Below are 18,002 nucleotides of genomic sequence, written 5' to 3'. Positions count from 1 at the left end.
AAGGCAACTTTTTTTGTCCATAAGATTTCAAAGTAGAAAGTTTTATTCAGAGCTAAAAGCTGCAGCTTGCTGCATTTGGTAATACTTGCCCTCTCTAGCCATGAGATCCTGATGATTGCCATGCTCCACGATATCACCATCCACCAAGACTAGAATCAAATCCGCATCCTGAATGGTTGACAAGCGGTGGGCGATGATAAAGCTTGTGCGCCCCTTCATGAGTTTAGCAAAAGCATCCTGTACCAACACTTCTGTCCGCGTATCGATAGAAGAAGTTGCCTCGTCTAAGATAAGAATCTTGGGAATAGCCAGAAAGACTCGGGCAATGGTCAAGAGCTGAGCCTGACCGACAGAGAGAGATTCTCCAGCATTTTCTAACTTTGTATCGTATCCCTGTGGCAACTGTTGGATGAAAAAGTCTGCATTGGCTCCTTTGGCAGCAGCAATCACCTGCTCTCGACTGGCTTCAGGATTGCCAAAGGCAATATTGTCATGAATGGTCCCTTGCTTGAGCCAGGTTTCTTGGAGCACCATGCCAAACTGCTGTCGTAGCGAAGCACGACTATAGTCATAAATGGATTTCCCATCTAGCAAGATATCTCCTGAGTTAATAGGATAGAAACGCATAAGAAGATTGATAAGGGTTGATTTACCAGCACCTGTCGGACCAACGATGGCCACCTTGCTACCAGCTGGAATATCAATAGATAAATCCTTAATCAAAATCTTTTCAGGATGATAGCCAAAAGAGACATGTTTAAAGGAAATAGCTCCCTTAACTTGGTCACTGGTCAACTCTTCCTTACCACTTTCAGCCACCTCAGGACTTTCTAAGACAGCATAGACGCGCTCTGCACAAGCCAGAGCACTTTGCAACTCAGCTAACACTGAAGAAATATCGTTAAAGGGCTTGGTGTACTGTTGAACATAGTTCAAAAAAGTCACTAAACGTCCAATGGTCAAGGTGGACCCCATCATGATACGATAAGTTCCCACCCCAGCTAGGAGCGCATAAATGAGCGCATTGACAAAGCGAGTCGAAGGATTGACCGTTGAAGAATAAAAGATAGCTGACTGAGAATAGCCTGCGTAGTGGTCATTAGCCTCACGCAACCTTTGGATAAACTCTTCCTGAGCATTAAAAGACTGGATAATGGTCTGTTGGCTCAACGATTCTTCAATCAACTGAGTCTGAATTCCCCTCGTCTCTGTTTGCTTCTGGAAGAGATGATAGGAGCGTTTGGCAATAAAGCGTGAAATCACCATAGACAGTGGCGTCAACAGCAAGACTAAGAGAGTCATGAGGAGATGAATTTGGAGCATGGCTAGAATACTAACCAAAATCATCAAGACGCCAATGAAAAATTGGTTAAAAATCATGGTCAAACCAGCTGCCAACTGTTCGATGTCCGTGGTTACACGACTGACCATCTCCCCACTACCTTGCCTATCTACAAAAGCAATCGGTAGACGATGGAGCTTATGGATGATTCGCTCTCGCAAGTTTCTGGTATAAGAGAAAATTAGGCGATTATAAAGAAGAGGATTTACCCATTGTACCAAAGTATTTCCTATGACCACCAAGATCATTTGGAGAAATATCTGCCAAAAAACTAGCGAAGAACCAGCCACTAGGACCTGGTCGATGACCTGTCCAATCAATATAGGTAGGTAGATTGATAGGGCAACCTGGACAATAGTTCCTAGAAAGGCTAGTAAAAGGAGGAAGGGATGGCTTGCTAAATCTTTGGCCAAACGTTTGAGCGTCTGGTTTGCAGTTTGTCGTCTCATACTAGTCCTCCTTACCATGTTGGGATGCATTGATTTCGCGATAAACTTGACTAGATTTCATCAAGTCCTCGTGCTTGCCGATAGCTAGGAGCTCTCCTTTTTCTAAGAGGAGAATCTGGTCAGCCATCTGTAAAGTCGAGGTTCGTTGAGAGATCAAGATTAAACTGGTATTTGGCAGATTTTCTCGGATAGCTTTCAAGAGTTTGGACTCGGTAATGGTGTCGAGGGCCGAGGTCGCATCATCTAGGATAAGGAACGGAGCTTGGCGCAAGACTGCACGTGCGATAGACAGCCTTTGTTTTTGTCCACCTGAGAAATTTCGACCTCCTGCCTCAACAGTGGCATCCAAGAGACCTTCCTTTTCACTGACAAAATCCTTGGCTTGCGCGATTTCTAAGGATTGCCAGAGTTCTTGATCAGTCACTTCTTGATTTAAGCCTAGAGTCAAGTTGGAACGAATAGTTCCCTTAAAAAGTTCGACCTTTTGTGGCACATAGGAAATCCAAGACCGCCACTGCTCAAGATTAAGAGGACTACGTCCATTTCTATAAAGGTCAATGCTCTCCTTGTCTGCTGGGTAAAGTCCAAGTAAGACTTGCACCAAGCTTGATTTACCAGAACCCGTCCCTCCGATGATACCGAGGATTTGCCCTTGCTTCATATCAAAAGAAATGCCTCTCAGAGAAGGCTGGGCCGCATCAGGATAGGTAAAGGTCAATTCTTGAACTTGTAAAACCTGCTCGTTGGTAGCTTGCTTTTGTTCTAACTCTGAATGGATATCTTCTGGAGCCTCAGCAAAAACTTCCTCGATTCGCTTGGCTGAGATATAGGACTGGTTAAGAGAATTGATCAGCATGGCGAGCTTAACCAATTCCACCAAAATTTGTAAGAGGTAATTGATAAGAGCAATCAAGGCACCTTGACTGAGCACTTCTCCTTGAATAGAAATATAGCCCTGCCAGATGATGACGAGAAGAGTTCCATTAACAATTAGATAAGTCAGAGGGGTTAATAAACTAGACCAGAAACCCGTCTTTTCTTGCAGTCTCGCATAAACTTGGTTAAGGGTTTGAAAAATCTGTAACTCTCGTTTTTCTTGACCAAAAGCACGAATTACTCGCATTCCTTGTAATTGCTGGCGCGTTTCCTGAACCAACTGGTCCGTTTTCTTTCTGAGACTGCTGTAGAGAGGATTGACCAGTCGAGAGAGGCCGACAATGACAAGGGTCAAAATGACAACCATGACCAAGAACCAGAAAGTCAGCTCAGCTGAGATTCGATAGGCCATAAAAATGGCTCCAAAAACGATAATAGGTGCTCGTAAAAAGAGGCGCAAAAATTGATTGATACCAGTCTGAATCTGATAGGTATCCGAAGTCAAGCGAGTCACCAAGCTCGAAGTTGTCAGACGGTCTCTGCTATCCTTGGGTAAGGAAAGAATATGACGATAAAGGTCGTTTGTCAGTTCTTTGGCAAACCCAACCGCTGCCTTGGCTGAGTAAAACTGGGCTACCAAGGCCACTAAAACACCAATTACTGCAAAGATAAGGAGCAGGCCAATCTGCATCCAGAGGTGTCCTTGATCTCTCTGGGGCAAGGATTGGTCAACAATTCCTGCAATCACCATGGGAACCAGGAGCTCAAACACAGCTTCTAGTAGCTTGAACAGGGGTGCTAAAATCGATTCCTTGATGTAGGGGTTAAAGTAAGATAGTAAGTGTTTCATAAATCCCTTCTATTTTCTAAAATGAAGAAAGTGGGAAGCTCCCACCCTCTCAATTTTATTTATTTAAATATGGCAATAAATAGCCATATCCTGCTTTTTCCATCTCATCCTTGGCCACAAAGCGTAAGGAGGCAGAATTGATACAGTAACGAAGGCCGCCTAACTCCCGAGGTCCATCTGTGAAAACATGACCCAAGTGAGCATTGCCTGACCGAGAACGAACTTCGATTCGATCCATTCCATGACTCAGGTCCTTGTAATAATGAATCAACTCTTTAGAAATCGGACGACTAAAACTTGGCCAACCACAACCTGAAGCAAACTTATCCTTGGCAAAAAATAGCGGCTCACCCGTCGTGATGTCTACATAAATGCCCTCTTCAAAGGTTTGGTCATAGGCATTGGTAAATGGAGTCTCTGTAGCAGCTTCTTGGGTAACACGATAGGATTCTTCAGATAAACTGCCCTTTAACACCTCTTGACTAGGCTTTTCATAGTTAGAGGCATCAATCAATGGCTTATCAGCATCGGTCACATCGATATGACAGTAACCTGAAGGATTCTTCTTAAGATAGTCTTGGTGGTAATCTTCAGCTAAAATATAGTGGCGAAGTTTCTCCACTTCCACTGCAATCTTTCGACCAAGCATGCGCTCCTGCTCCTGCACCACTGTGTAGATAGCTGGCAAGTCTGCTTCATCTTGGTAATAAATCCCAGTTCGATATTGGCGACCACGGTCATTCCCTTGTTGATTGACTGATAATGGATCAATAACACGGAAATAATAAAGCAAAATTTCTCTGAGTGACACTGCTTTCTCATCGTAAATCACTTGAACCGTTTCTGCATGGTCTGTTTCCTTGAGCAACTGGTAATTGGTCGTTTCGACTTGACCATTAGCGTAGCCGACACTGGTTGTTAGCACTCCAGAAATGCGTGAAAAATATTCCTCTAGGCCCCAAAAACAACCGCCTGCTAGATAAATTTCTGCCATCTTAATTTCTCCTTTATCAAGTTTTTAACTAATACTCTTCGAATATCAAGTTTTTAACTAATACTCTTCGAAAATCTCTTCAAACCACGCCAGCTTACATCTGCAACCTCAAAACAGTATTTTGAGCTAACTTCGTCAGTTCTATCCACAACCTCTAAACACTGTTTTGAGCAGCCTGCGGCTAGCTTCCTAGTTTGCTCTTTGATTTTCATTGAGTATAAACTTCTTTTCAAAAAAAGGATAGGAAGCCCTCTGGTCGAGAGTTTCCCCATCCTATCTTCTATTCTTTATTTTGCTTCGACACGGACACCTTGGGTATCAACTTTCAAGTCATGAAGTTTTCCTTTGAAAGGTTGCTTTTCCAATTCTGCCTTAATCGTTGGCATCTTTTCATGAGAAGCCAAGACCATAACTGTCGGCCCAGCACCAGAGAGATAGGTTGCATAGGCACCATTCTCTTTGGCTACTTGCTTAATGGTTGCAAATTCTCTCACCAAGTCCTGACGATAGCGCTCGTGGAAGAGGTCCCCCTCGATTGCTTGACCAGCTGTCACCATATCTCCTCCCAACAAGGCCGCAACCGCCACATTAGCGATAGAACTAGCCGCAACAGCTTCCTTGTAAGACAATTTCTTAGGCAAGACACCACGGCTGTCTCTAGTACGCAATTCATAGTTTGGAATGTAGGCTAGGAAATCACACTCTGGGAAGTCTGCTACGATAGCAGAAACTTGTCCATCAACTGAGCTTGCAATAACGAGATTACCATAAATGGCTGGAGCCACATTGTCAGGATGTCCTTCAATCTTAGTCGCTAACTGCAATTTTTCATGGTCTGACAAGTTGAGTTGGCCCAATTGGTTGGCTAGTTCAATCCCAGCAACAATAACCGAGCTGGAAGAACCCAAACCACGCGCCAAGGGAACATCACTAGTCATTTTCAAACGTCTTGGTTGCAAGTCTGGTACAATTTGCAAGGCAATTTTTAGTAAGAGATTACGCTCATCATGTGGAATCCATTTGCCAATCTGGTGTTCAATCAACCACTCATCACGTTCTTCGCAGACCTCAATTTGAAGATACTTGGTTACAGCTACACCTACCGAGTCAAATCCTGGCCCGATATTGGCACTGGTTGCAGGTACAATAATCTTCATCTTATTCTCCTAGCACCTTGAAGGTATTCAAGAGGTCGAATTCTGAAACCTTCTTCAATTCAGCTGAAACATTCTCAAGCTGGGCTTTATTAATCTTGTGTGTGATGATCACAACACGCGCCTTGTCACCTTCTTTGCCATCTTGGAGGATTTGCTTGAAGGAAATATCTTGGGCATTAAAGATTTCAGCCAATTTCAAGACCTGACCTTTTGAGTCTGGAGCCAAGATTGAGAAATAGTAATTTGCTTTGACATCTTCTGGATTTGCCAAGACCAAGTCACGACTGTATTCATTGAAGTCTTTACCGATGGTACCGTCATTTAAGCGACGAACGATACGGACAATATCTGCTACAACACTTGTTGCTGTTGGTTTTTGACCAGCACCTGGTCCATAGTACATAGACTCACCGATACCAATAGATTCTACAAAGACAGCATTCATTACCCCATTCACACTAGCAAGTGGGTGTGCTTTAGGAAGGAAGGTTGGAGTCACTTCCGCAGCAATACCTGAAGGAGTTTCCTCGATAGAACCAACCAATTTCACTACATAACCAAGCTCTTGAGCTACAGCTACGTCTTCTGGTGTGATGTTACGGATTCCCTTGTGGGCTACATCATCAAAGGCAACCTTCATGCCAAAGGCAAATTGGCTCAAAATAACCATCTTGTAGGCTGCATCAATCCCATCCACGTCATTTGTCGGGTCGCTTTCTGCAAATCCTAGACGTTGCGCTTCCGCAAGAGCATCGTCGTAAGACCATCCTTCTTCCACCATCTTGGTCATCATGAAGTTAGAAGTTCCGTTGACTACTCCAAGCACGCGCGTGATTTTATCAGAAGCCAAGGAATTTGCCAAAGTACGAAGAATTGGAATCCCACCAGCAACTGCTGCTTCGTAGTAAAGTGCTACCTTATTAGCTTTAGCGATTTCTAACAATTCTGCACCATGGACAGCCAAAAGGTCCTTGTTAGCAGTAACAACGTGTTTTCCAGCTTCCAAGGCACGAGTGATAAAGGTTTTAGCAGGTTCGATACGTCCCATCAATTCCACTACTATCGTAATGTCTTGGTCTGATAAAATATCATCCACATTGGTTACAAAGTTAAAGTCATTCCCTGCTGCAAGCAAGCGATTCTTTTCATCTTCATCCTTGACCAATACCTTAGCAACTTCGATCTCTGAATGTGCTGATTGATTGATTTTTTCTCCATTTTCCTTTAGGAGGAAAGGCACACCACTTGCAACGGTACCAAATCCTAGTAAAGCAATTTTAACTGTCATGTTTGTCTCCTCGAAATTTTCTAATATAGCCATTATAACAGAATTTTGTGAAAATTCCTATTATAGTAAATCACTATTTCAGTATAAAAAGAAAAAACGAATCAGACGATTCGCTCTTCTTAAAATCTAGAAATAACTTTCCAGAAAGGATTATCCAATTTTTTGCAAATTGAGCACTGCATCGTGATTCATCAATACTTGGCCATACTCTTGCAAGACTGAACGACTGATGTCACTATCGTCTGCAAACTCACGCATACGAGCCAACAGCCAAGCTGGATATGGACTTGGATGATTTTCAATATCCACTAAAATGGTCAAATAATAGCGCTCATTCATCTTGTAGAGTTCAGAAGTTTCCATCTCAAAAGTCACTGTCTGTGCAAAAGCAACCAAGTCAGCTAATTTTTCAAAAGAAAGGATGTAGTAAATGTAGGGCTCTTTCTTGCTTTCAGCTTCTTGTTCAACCTGTTCCTGCTCTTCTTCCTTGGCTTCGACTTGCTCTAGAGATTGAATGGCTTCGATATCATCCTTAGTTTTATCCGCGATGCTTTTTTCCAAGGTTTTGATAAATTCATCTGGCGACATTTGAGCCAATTCTTCCATGTCTGGCAAATCCGATAAGTCTTCAAAATCTAGATTTTGGTCAATCTTTGATTTGGTTACAAAAACATCAACCTTATCAGGTTTTGGAGTCACACGGAAGCTCAACATACCTGTATCTAGAAAGCTATCAGGCATCTCTAACTCATCCAAGATAGCATAAAAGAACTCTTCTGTTTTTTCTTGAGGAACGAGAAAGTCAGCAATCTCCATTCCTCGATCCATCAAATCCTCTAAAGACATCGTGATTTTCAAAGTTGTATCACTAATTTGTTTCATTTTCATTGCTAGTAACCTCATACTTTCAGTTCTATCTATTATACTAGATTTTTAAGATTTTATCAAAAGAATGGAGCGAGAATGTGATATAATACTAGAGACCATTTTACAATACAAGAAAGAAAGTACAATGAAAAATATAAAAGTTAATGCACTGGCTAGCTTACTAGTCAATATTCTCAATATCGTTTTTCCGCTGATAACCAATCCTTATCTGACTCGGATTCTCAGCAAATCCAATTACGGCTATTTCAATACCGCAAATACCTGGGCTAGCTTTGTCATTCCACTAGCAGCCTTTGGAATATACAACTACGGGATTCGTGCTATCAGTAAGGTCAAGGATGATAAAAATAAAATCAACTATGTTTTCTCTAAGTTATTCTATATCTCCATTATCACATCTGTTCTAACAACAAGTATCTATTTCCTAGTTATTTATCTGGATAATAGTATTGAAAATTTGAAAGAACTCTACTATATACTTGGTGTCCAGGCTCTCTTCCAATTCCTTTATATCGAGTGGATGAATGAAGCTTATGAAAATTATGCATTCATCTTATATAAAACATTGGTTATTCGTATTGCCATGTTGGTCGCTATCTTCACCTTTGTAAAAACTCCAAATGATATCGTACCTTATGCAATCATCATGAGTGCAACGACAATTCTCAACTATCTACTCAGTTTTCTCTGGATCAAGAGAGAAGTTTCCTTTGTTAAGATTGGTCTTGTCGAATTAGTCAAAGCATCTAAACCACTCTTGACCATGTTGCTTCTAGCTAATGCCAATATGCTCTACACCTTACTTGATAGAATGTTTATTACCAAAGGACCTGATGAAAACTACATTTCTTATTACACCATTGCTTCTAGCATCGTTATGTTGATTGCCAGTGTCCTGAGCGGAGCTATCAACGTTAGTATTCCACGTCTCGGCTACTATCTCGGTAAGAAAGACTACGAATCTTATAAAAATCTTCTAAACCAAGGAGCCGCCCTCTTTTATTTCCTTATCATTCCAACCAGTATTGGGATTATGGTATTAGGAAACTATGCTGCAGTCATCTACTCTTCTGAAAAATACCTTGAAGCTGGTATTGTGAACTAGTGTCTTCGCTTTTCGGACTATCATTTGGGCCATTGAGTTAATCCTTGGTAAACAAATTATCTTCATCAACGACCACAAAAATCGTTTAACAGCCTTTTACTTTATTGGTGGCGGTGCCAATATCCTACTCAACAGTCTCTTGTATTTCAATAATATTTTTGCACCAGAGTATTACATTGCTACTACTATTATTGCAGAAACCGTAGTTGTTCTACTAGAAATTTACTTTATCAAGAAACATCATCTACTTGACTTAAAAGAAATCTTTACTACTTTAACACGCTATACTATTGTATCGCTCGGATTCATTCCCATCTATTTCACATTTAAATTCCTTTTCCAAATCAACTCTTATACAGTCAACCTCAATATGATCCTCATGGTTCTCTCGACTATTGCAACTTGTGGAATCTACTATCTCTTGATACTTTTTAACACAAAAGATAAAACATTCCACTATGCACTCAATCTTGTACTTACTAATATAAAAAGGTCTCTATAATATTCGTAGTGGGTAAATCCCCTATAGATATTATGGAGCCTATTTTGTTATAGAAAAAAAAGTCCCATATGACCTATAATGAAAAGCGACAAAACAACTCATTAGAAAGATTCATATGGAACAATTATATTTTATCACAAAACTACTCGATATCAAAGACTCAAATATCAAAATTGTAGATATCATCAATATGGATACACATAAGGAAATCATCGCTAAACTGAATTACAATGCCCCATCTTGCCCTGAGTGCGAAAGCTAAAAGATTACTCAAAAGTTGATTGAAAAGACTTCTATGACCGATATTTCACGCCAGCTTTCCATTTCAACTTCAACTGTCATTCGAAAGCTCAGTGACTTCCATTTTAAACATGATTTTTCTCAACTTCCCGAGATTATGTCTTGGGATGAGTATGCCTTCACTAAGGGAAAAATGAGCTTTATTGCGCAAGATTCTGATAACCTCAATATCATCACTGTCCTTGAATGCAGAACACAGGCTATCATCCGAAATCACTTTCTGCGCTACGATAGAGCTGTTCGTTGTCAGGTGAAAATCATTACTATGGATATGTTTAGTCCCTACTATAACTTGGCTAAACAGCTGCTTCGCTTTAGAATTTCTAGACTCAGGCTAAAACAGTCCACTGGACTGTTTTACTCCAACATCTCAGCCGTACTATGAGTCGTTTGCGTGTTCAAATCATGAATCAGTTCGATAGAAAATCCCATAAATACAAGGCCATCAAGCGCTACTGGAAGCTCATCCAACAGGATCGTCGTAAACTAAGCCATAAACAATTTTATCACCCTACTTTTCGTATGCACTTGACGAATAAAGAAATTCTAGATAAGCTTTTGAGCCATTCAGAATACTTGAGACACCACTCCAATGTCTATCAGCTCTTACTCTTCCACTTTCAGAACAAGGAGCCAGACAAATTTTTCGGACTTATCGAGGACAATCTAAAGCAACTTCACCCTATTTTTCAGACTATCTTTAAAACCTTTCTTAAGGACAAAGAGAAAATAGTCAACGCTCTTCAACTACCTTATTCTAACGCCAAATTAGAAGCAACCAATAATCTCATCAAACTTATCAAGCGAAATGCCTTTGGTTTTCGGAACTTTGAAAACTTCAAAAAACGGATTTTTATCTCTATGAACATCAAAAATGAAAGGACGAAATGTGTCCTTTCTAGATCTTAGCTTTTCTTCTACCCACTACAGTTGTAAAACTAAAAGGACTTAGTCCTGTGCAATACAGAACTAAATCCTTTCAATAATTATTTTTCCAACTTTTTGGGGTAGTACACAACGTTCTCTCTTAAACTTAAATCGTAACAGAATCTTTATCCTTGAGCATATAGCGTTTTAAACGAGTTAAGCTAGCTAACCAGTACAATAGACCTCCAAAAATTGCAGTGAAGCCACTACCAGTTGTGAGCAGGAACATAGGACTCTGGATGTGCTTTGTTATAGGGTTGTAAACAAATAGTACTGCAACTAACAAAGAAATGATTACACAAGATAATCCTACCATATTAAAGCCATTTGTAAACTCATAGGCGTCATGTCCTTCAACGAAATAGGCTGAACGCAAATCGAGTTTTCGTTTTCTTAAGATAAAGTAGTCGACAACGATCATACCAATAATGGGGCCTTGAATATAGGCAGCCAGCGAAATGAAGGAACCGAAGTATTCATCCACTCCTCCCCAGATGGTGAGTAGGCTCACGTAAACCATGGCAATCCAAACCATTAGTTTATAGCTTACTTTGGGCATCCCGCTTTTTACAATCATACAGTTCACATAAGATCCTGTACCTTGGGTTCCAATATTGGCAAAGGCTACTAGTAGTAAACTTAAAAGGGCAAAGGCTGGGGTACTTAGAGTTGATAGCATGGTTGTTGGATCACTTTCATAAACACCTGTTTTGACAAACATGGCTAGAGCCATGACTCCACCTGTCGCAGCAAAGAATGGCGCAACAACCCCATATGACAAGGCTGTAGCCCAATAGCCACTGCGTTCTGATTTTGCCAAACGTGGTAAAACCAATGCCTGTGTAGACCAAGAAAAGGCTACGGCCACATTTCCTTCCCCTGACATCATAAAACGTTCAATCGGTGTCAAATTTTCTTGGATGGCAGGTTGGACATTCATAATATCCCTAATCGGAACCGCAACAAAACAGATTCCAACGATAATTAGCCCAACAAATAACAAGGCAACCACCAGAAAGCGATTAGTACCTTTAATCACCTCTGGGCCCCCAAGAGCAATCAGCGTTCCAAGGAAAACACAGAGGGTACCTAGAATCGGTGCCCATACTCCCTTGTCTAAACCAAGCCCAAAATTATTTGCTAAATGAATCATGGAGCTGGCAAAAAGATTGGCGGTAACGGCGTACCAACCAAAATTTGCCAGACTAATCACGGTTGATAAAACGGCCACCCCTTTTTTACCTAGAACGGCTCTCAACCAAATCCATAAATCAATTCCATATTTAACTGCAAACAAGATTGGGAGACATTCAATAAAGACCCAGATAATGTTAAAACTAAAAATATTAATCAACATTTGATTAAAGGTCAAATATTGAGCCACATAGGCTCCTTGGGTATAACACCAGGTTGCGATGGCAAAACCACTTGTCGATAGGAAGAGATCCCAGAAAGAATACTGACGATCCTTGTTGGTCATGGGAACAATACCCGTTATCGTCTCCTGTTGAATGAAGTCATTCATCTTGGACATTTTATTGAATACCTCCTGTCATGGCTAGGATAATCAGAATAAGGTTAATTAGAACTAAGACGATGACTATAGTAAAATCACTTTTTAGAAATGGCTGGGCAAACACATAGTTTGGTGATTCCATTTCTTCTAGCCTTCTTTTCGTTTCATTTGCTATTAATTCTTCAATTTCTGATGTCGGTTTCATCTTAATTATCCTCTAAGTATAAATCTAATGCAAGTTTTCCATACTGCTTGGTATAACGATACCAGATATAAAGAAATTCACCTACTGGTTTTCCAACGCTTTCTTGGAACAGGGCCCACAAGAACCAATAATATGAAGTCACTGATACATAGGCAAAATAGTGACGTTTGGTTTTCTTGTCTGGAACTTCTTGTAGATAGATTTCAAGTACCTTTTCAGCTTCTTCCACTGTATAATTTGAACATCCAATAAAGGTCCCTAAATCTCCCGCTGGATCTCCTATACCAGAATATTCCCAATCAATCAAGCTCATTTCGCCATCTTCGTTCAACAAGAAATTTGGGCTATAAGAATCTCCATGGCAGAGAACCTTTTTCGCTTGATCTTCTTGTAAAAGCTTCTCGAGAACTGAGACATTCTTATCCAACTCTTCAAGCCCATCAAATTCAAAACGATTGCTGGCTTTTAATTTTTGTCTAAAATCATCAATTCCCTCAAATTGATCAAAAGAATGATCCGTTTTTTCTCCAGATTGGTGCAAGCGTCTCAAGAGCTCCATTGCTTTTGCTACATCATCCCAATTATCATAATCTAGTTGCTTGGCGTTAGGAATAAATTCTGAAATTTTCCAGCCCTCATCCTTGTTCATAGCAACAAAAGTACGGTCAATCTTCAATTTTGTAGCAATTTCCATGGAAGCTGCCTCGCTAGCACGATCGATATAATTCTCCGTTCCTCTACCTGGATGACGGTAAACATATTTCTTTCCTAGGCAGTCAAATGAAAACGAAGTGTTGGTTAAACCGTCTTTTAGGGGTTTAATATTGACAATATCTGAAGCTATACATCCTAATGTCTTACAGATGTTATCAATGATTTCCGAATTAGTATTCACCAAATAGTGTTCATCAAACTGACGCAACTCATCTAGTGAATCAAACTCCTTAACAATGTCTGCTGAATAATGCCGAGCTTCCAAAGGAAGTTCTTTGACGTGACGACTATAATAATCTTCCCAGAGCTGTTCGCGATACGGCTCATGTTTAAATTCAGTTTCCAAAATATCTACGAATTTTTCACTAAATGCACGATCAAAATAAACGTGCCCCACCATAGCCCAAGTATTCGTCCCACCGATTTGAATATCGATAATCGTGTGATTGGAATCTTCCTTAGAGCAGTATTCGTCTGTGTCCCCTTCTGCAAATATAGTCGAATAATAACCTCTGTAAATGTATCGTTCAAACGGATTTTCTACAAAATAATTATCCGAAGAACAGATATAAGTGTTGGAAAGTTGATCTCTGACTAGCATGAGAGAAGAACAGTTATTGTATTTGTAGTAATCATTATTCACAACGATTTTAACGCCAAACTTTTCTTCCAGATAGAACATTTTTTCTTGTAGATAACCTACAATAACGGTTATATCTTCTATTCCTGCTTCTTGCAGTTGTCTGATTTGCCTCTCTATCAAGCGTTCCCCCTTGACTTGAAGCAATCCTTTGGGAATTTCATAAGACAAAGGAGCAAAACGACTACTCATTCCAGCAGCCATTATAATAGCATTTTCTACTCGATAGGGTTCTAAAACGTTCTTGCCTAGTTCATTTAAGTGATGTTCCTCATCAATCCACTTCTCTTCTTTAAGTTTTCCAACCAATGCATTGACTGTTCCTAAAGATAAATCTAGCTGTTCAGCCAATTGTCTCTGCGTAAAGTTTTCGTCTTTGTGAATCAACAAAAAACGTAAAAGTTTAAATTGTTTTTCTGATAGCATATCCTTAACCTCTTTCGTTCAATATTTCTATCCATTCGATTATACAATGAACATTTGTTTTTGTCAAGTTAGATTCTATATTAAGAAAATAGGGAACTATAATATTTGCAGTGGGTAAATTCCCTATAGATATTATGAAGCCTATTTGTTGTAGAAAAAGTTCCGTAATATCTAGAATGAAAAATGACCAAACCATCATTAGAAAGAATCGTATGGAACAATTAAATTAACAGGGATACCCACAAGGAAATCATCGCTAAACTGGATAATGATGCTCTATCTCGTCCTAATTGCGCTAGCCAAATTAAGAAATATGAGTTTCAAAAATTGTCTAAAATTCCTTACCTTGAAACAATTGGTATCCCCAATAGAACCACTTCTTAGAAAAGCTGTTTCAAGTGCTATCATTGCTCGAAAATGACCCTCTCCAAAACTTCTCTCATCAATAAAAATTGAGCAAAAGTTGATTGAAAAGACTTCTATGACTGATATTGCACATCAGCTGTCCATTTCAACTTCAACTGTCATTCGAAAACTCAATGACTTTCACTTTAATCATGATTTTTCTCGTCTTCCTGAGATTATGTCTTGGGACGAGTATGCCTTCACTAAGGGAAATATGAGTTTCATTGCGTAAGGTTTTGACAATCTCAATATCATCACTGTTCTTGAAAGTGGAACACAAGCTATCATAAGTAATCATTTTCTGCGCTACGATAGAGCCGTTTGTTGTCAGGTGAAAATCATTACTATGGATATGTTTAGTCCTTACTATGACTTGGCTAAACTGCTTTTTTCCATGTACTAAAATCGTTCTAGATCGTTTTCATATTGTACAACATCTCAGCCGTGCTATGAGTCGTGTCCGTGTTCAAATCATGAACCAATTCGAGCGAAAATCCCATAAATACAAAGCTATCAAACGTTACTGGAAGCTTATACAACAGGATAGTCGTAAACTGAGCGATAAGCGATTTTATCGCCCTACTTTTCGTATGCATCTAACCAACAAAGAGATTCTAGATAAGCTTTTGAGCTATTCAGAAGACTTGAGACACCACTACAATGTCTATCAGCTCTTGCTTTTTCACTTTCAGAATAAGAAGCAAGACAAATTTTTCGGACTTATCGAGGACAATCTAAAGAAAGTTCATCCTCTTCGTCAAACTGTCTTTAAAATCTTTCTAAAGAACAAAGAGAAAATCGTCAATGCCCTTCAATTACCCTATTCCAACGCCAAATTAGAAGCGACCAATAATCTCATCAAGCTTATCAAACGAAATGCATTTGGTTTTCGGAACTTTGAAAACTTCAAAAAACGGATTTTTATCGCTCTCAACAATCGAGTAGGAGATAATCTCTAGCTCCTCTCACACCACCGTACGTGCCGTTCGGCATACGGCGGTTCAACTAACTTTTAACGCATGTCGTTCAAGGTAATAATCCAAACACGAAACCAGTCCACGTTTTTCAAGGACTGGTTTTGATATCGCACGTTTAAGTACCAACTTCTGAGCTACTAATTGATAGTGGTCACCCCAGCCAGATACCTTATCTGCTATCCATTTAGGAACCCCTAGTTTCAGTAATCCCCATAGTCGTCTAGATTTCTTCTTCCATTACTTCCAGATAATCACTCGTAGGCGAGTACGCAAGCGCTCATCTATGCTAGTGACTATGCGCTTCATATTTCCCAGCGAGAAATAGTTTATCCATCCTCGAATAGACAAATTCAGTTGCTCAATACGTCTTGTTAAGTCTATACTCCATTTCCTCTGTGTTAGTTTCTTCAATTTAAGCTTAAATCTCCGAACACTATCTTGATGGGGGTGGCTTTTCCAACCAGATGATGATTTCCAGAACCCAAAGCCTAAGTATTTCAACTCGCTTGGTCTGGGAATCTTAGTCTTGGTCATATTTACTTTCAAACCTAGCCGTTTCTCAATAAAACGACTGACTGAATATATCACACGCTTAGTGGCTGCCTCGCTTCCGACCGTAATTACACAATCATCTGCGTAGCGCACAAATCGAAGTCCCCTCTTTTCTAATTCCTTATCCAATTCATTAAGCATGACATTGGATAAGAGAGGAGATAAATTTCCTCCCTGTGGTGTACCAACTAGCGTTTTATGACGCTGACCGTTAATGATAACACCTGAATGAAGATACTTACGAATCAAGGATTCCGTATCTCCGTCTTCGATAATATTATGTACTAAGGACATCAATCTATCTTGAGGAACCGTATCGAAAAATTTCTCTAGGTCTATATCCACTATCCACTCATAGCCGTCATTTAAGTACTCTAAGAGCTTCATGATGGATTTTTCACATGACCTATTTGGTCTGAAGCCATAACTCGTATCTGAGAAATGGGGGATCACAAATGGGGCTAATGACTTGGACAATGACCTGTTGAATCATTCTATCCATAACTGTTGGAATTCCTAGTTGACGGATGCCTCCGTTTGGTTTGGGAATCTCAACTCTAAGAACTGGTTGAGGCTTATATTTTCTCTGTTTTATCAGTTCCTTAGTCAGGCGCCAGTTGTGTCTGAGATAGTCATCCATCTCTTCGATAGTAATTCCATCAATCCCAGCTGAGCCCTTATTGGATTTTACTTGATTATAGGCTTCAAGCATATTTTCGCGTGATAAAATCTTATCTAGCAATTTTGACATGTGCGTATTCCTTTCTTGTTTTGATGCCTGAGGGACATTTTATATTGGTGAACCTTCACCCAGTCAATACGTGACAGAGTCCAGTTCTATAAAACTGCTCGTTTTACAGACACAAGTGAAGTAGGATTACTTCGATTAGTTGGTCACCCCTTCGCTCCACTTCCATTACAGAAGCTTCCTCACTACTATGGGCTCGGCTGACTTCTCATAATTCGTTGTTACTACGCTTTCAGCGCTCATGAGACCTCACGGGATAAGTCGTACATCTTTCCTCGTTTATACAAGATACGAGGACGTTAAAAGGTTACAGTGAAAATAGGAAATCTGACGCAGAGTCTTTAGACTCTAGGAAGATTTATCTTTTTCACACAAACCTTAGTCCGAATTCAATTACTCTCGTGATTTACGCATATAGATTACGACTACCTTTTTGTACTTTAGAGTTTTAAGCCCCCTTATCCACTATATACGCCTTACTATCACGTTCCTGTTCGTAGAGCCACGATTTCGCTATCCCTTCCTCTGATGATTCTTATTTCTAGCGTCAGACTTAAAAAAGAAAGGACAAAATGTGTCCTTTCTCGATCTTAGCTTTTCTTAAACTCACTACAGTTTACAAAGAGTTGACATATGTACATAATCTAACTGATAATTTCAACTTCCTTATAACTACACAAGCGATGAAATACTTCGCTTAAACTACTTCGATATTGATTATAGACTACTTTTCGTCTATATAAGATGTGATACTTACAGCGCCACTTTGTGTACGATAAACTATGAGACTTTTGTACCATATTTTTTCACTTTTCGATTTACAGAAACAACTTTATTGTATCGCATTTGAAGTTTTTAGGCTATAACCTTCGACGCTCACCTAACGGAGCGAGAAGGATCAATAGTCACATAATTAAAACAAAGTACCCTTAGCTTTCTAAAAGAATAGTATAACTCCCTGACTTAGATTTTACATTAATAAAGTGGATGCGGATAATTTGGCAGCCATATTTAAAGGACATACAAGAAAACTAAATAATATTAAATTTCTTATCATTATGTTCTTCATGTATATCACACTTTCCTTTACCATCTCTACAGACCACAATTTGCAATATTTTCTGCTGATGTATAAAAAATT

10 protein-coding genes and 5 pseudogenes are annotated in these 18,002 nt (G+C 39.7%); 3 read left to right on the top strand and 12 right to left on the bottom strand.

Going from position 1 to position 18,002, the window contains the following annotated elements; all coding sequences use genetic code 11:
- Positions 1-42: 42 nt before the first annotated feature.
- The 7 genes from CYK18_RS01440 to mecA form a co-directional block, all read right to left on the bottom strand.
- Positions 43-1,791 carry an ABC transporter ATP-binding protein gene (locus tag CYK18_RS01440; RefSeq protein ID WP_101782735.1) on the bottom strand — a complete coding sequence of 583 codons (1,749 nt, stop codon included), beginning with the start codon at positions 1,789-1,791 and terminating at the stop codon, positions 43-45.
- Position 1,792: 1 nt separating this feature from the next.
- Entirely contained in the window at positions 1,793-3,517 is a 1,725-nt protein-coding gene (locus tag CYK18_RS01435) for an ABC transporter ATP-binding protein (RefSeq protein ID WP_101784649.1), read from the bottom strand.
- A 55-nt stretch (positions 3,518-3,572) separates the two neighbouring features.
- Positions 3,573-4,511 carry a peptide-methionine (R)-S-oxide reductase MsrB gene (gene msrB, locus CYK18_RS01430; RefSeq protein WP_101782733.1) on the bottom strand — a complete coding sequence of 313 codons (939 nt, stop codon included), beginning with the start codon at positions 4,509-4,511 and terminating at the stop codon, positions 3,573-3,575.
- A gap of 53 nt (positions 4,512-4,564) precedes the next feature.
- A complete protein-coding gene (locus tag CYK18_RS10915; RefSeq protein ID WP_219619944.1) occupies positions 4,565-4,723 on the bottom strand; it encodes a hypothetical protein in 159 nt (52 codons plus the stop codon).
- A gap of 75 nt (positions 4,724-4,798) precedes the next feature.
- Complete coding sequence (gene thrB / locus CYK18_RS01420; RefSeq protein WP_101784647.1) at positions 4,799-5,668, bottom strand: homoserine kinase; 870 nt, start codon at positions 5,666-5,668, stop codon at positions 4,799-4,801.
- Between the two features lies 1 nt (position 5,669).
- Positions 5,670-6,956: a homoserine dehydrogenase gene (locus tag CYK18_RS01415; protein WP_000216346.1), complete on the bottom strand. Its 1,287-nt coding sequence runs from the start codon at positions 6,954-6,956 to the stop codon at positions 5,670-5,672.
- Between the two features lie 150 nt (positions 6,957-7,106).
- Entirely contained in the window at positions 7,107-7,844 is a 738-nt protein-coding gene (gene mecA / locus CYK18_RS01410; RefSeq protein ID WP_049523846.1) for an adaptor protein MecA, read from the bottom strand.
- A 124-nt stretch (positions 7,845-7,968) separates the two neighbouring features.
- Between mecA and CYK18_RS01405 the strand changes: the two are divergent.
- Both CYK18_RS01405 and CYK18_RS01400 read left to right on the top strand, forming a co-directional pair.
- Positions 7,969-9,451: pseudogene (locus CYK18_RS01405) on the top strand (oligosaccharide flippase family protein).
- A 115-nt stretch (positions 9,452-9,566) separates the two neighbouring features.
- A pseudogene (locus tag CYK18_RS01400) lies at positions 9,567-10,660 on the top strand (ISL3 family transposase).
- Positions 10,661-10,784: 124 nt separating this feature from the next.
- On the opposite strand, the gene CYK18_RS01395 reads toward CYK18_RS01400, so the two are convergent.
- Genes CYK18_RS01395 through CYK18_RS01385 form a run of 3 tightly spaced genes read right to left on the bottom strand, consistent with a single transcriptional unit; the run spans position 10,785 to position 14,179 of the window.
- Positions 10,785-12,212 carry a cytosine permease gene (locus CYK18_RS01395; protein ID WP_101782728.1) on the bottom strand — a complete coding sequence of 476 codons (1,428 nt, stop codon included), beginning with the start codon at positions 12,210-12,212 and terminating at the stop codon, positions 10,785-10,787.
- Position 12,213: 1 nt separating this feature from the next.
- Positions 12,214-12,399, bottom strand: a complete 186-nt coding sequence (locus CYK18_RS01390; RefSeq protein WP_060805305.1) for a hypothetical protein — start codon at positions 12,397-12,399, stop codon at positions 12,214-12,216.
- 1 nt (position 12,400) lies between these two features.
- Positions 12,401-14,179 (bottom strand): phosphotransferase, encoded by a 1,779-nt coding sequence (locus CYK18_RS01385; protein WP_101784645.1) that lies wholly within the window; start codon positions 14,177-14,179, stop codon positions 12,401-12,403.
- 225 nt (positions 14,180-14,404) lie between these two features.
- Between CYK18_RS01385 and CYK18_RS10750 the strand changes: the two are divergent.
- Positions 14,405-15,543 (top strand): annotated as a pseudogene (locus CYK18_RS10750) (ISL3 family transposase); the annotation flags it as partial.
- A 42-nt stretch (positions 15,544-15,585) separates the two neighbouring features.
- On the opposite strand, the pseudogene ltrA reads toward CYK18_RS10750, so the two are convergent.
- A pseudogene (gene ltrA / locus CYK18_RS10745) lies at positions 15,586-16,864 on the bottom strand (group II intron reverse transcriptase/maturase).
- Positions 16,865-17,511: 647 nt separating this feature from the next.
- Positions 17,512-17,661: pseudogene (locus tag CYK18_RS01360) on the bottom strand (IS200/IS605 family transposase); the annotation flags it as partial.
- Positions 17,662-18,002: the final 341 nt, after the last annotated feature.

Source organism: Streptococcus mitis (assembly GCF_002860865.1).
Classification (GTDB): domain Bacteria; phylum Bacillota; class Bacilli; order Lactobacillales; family Streptococcaceae; genus Streptococcus; species Streptococcus mitis_AT.
This window is presented reverse-complemented; position numbering and strand designations above follow the sequence as displayed.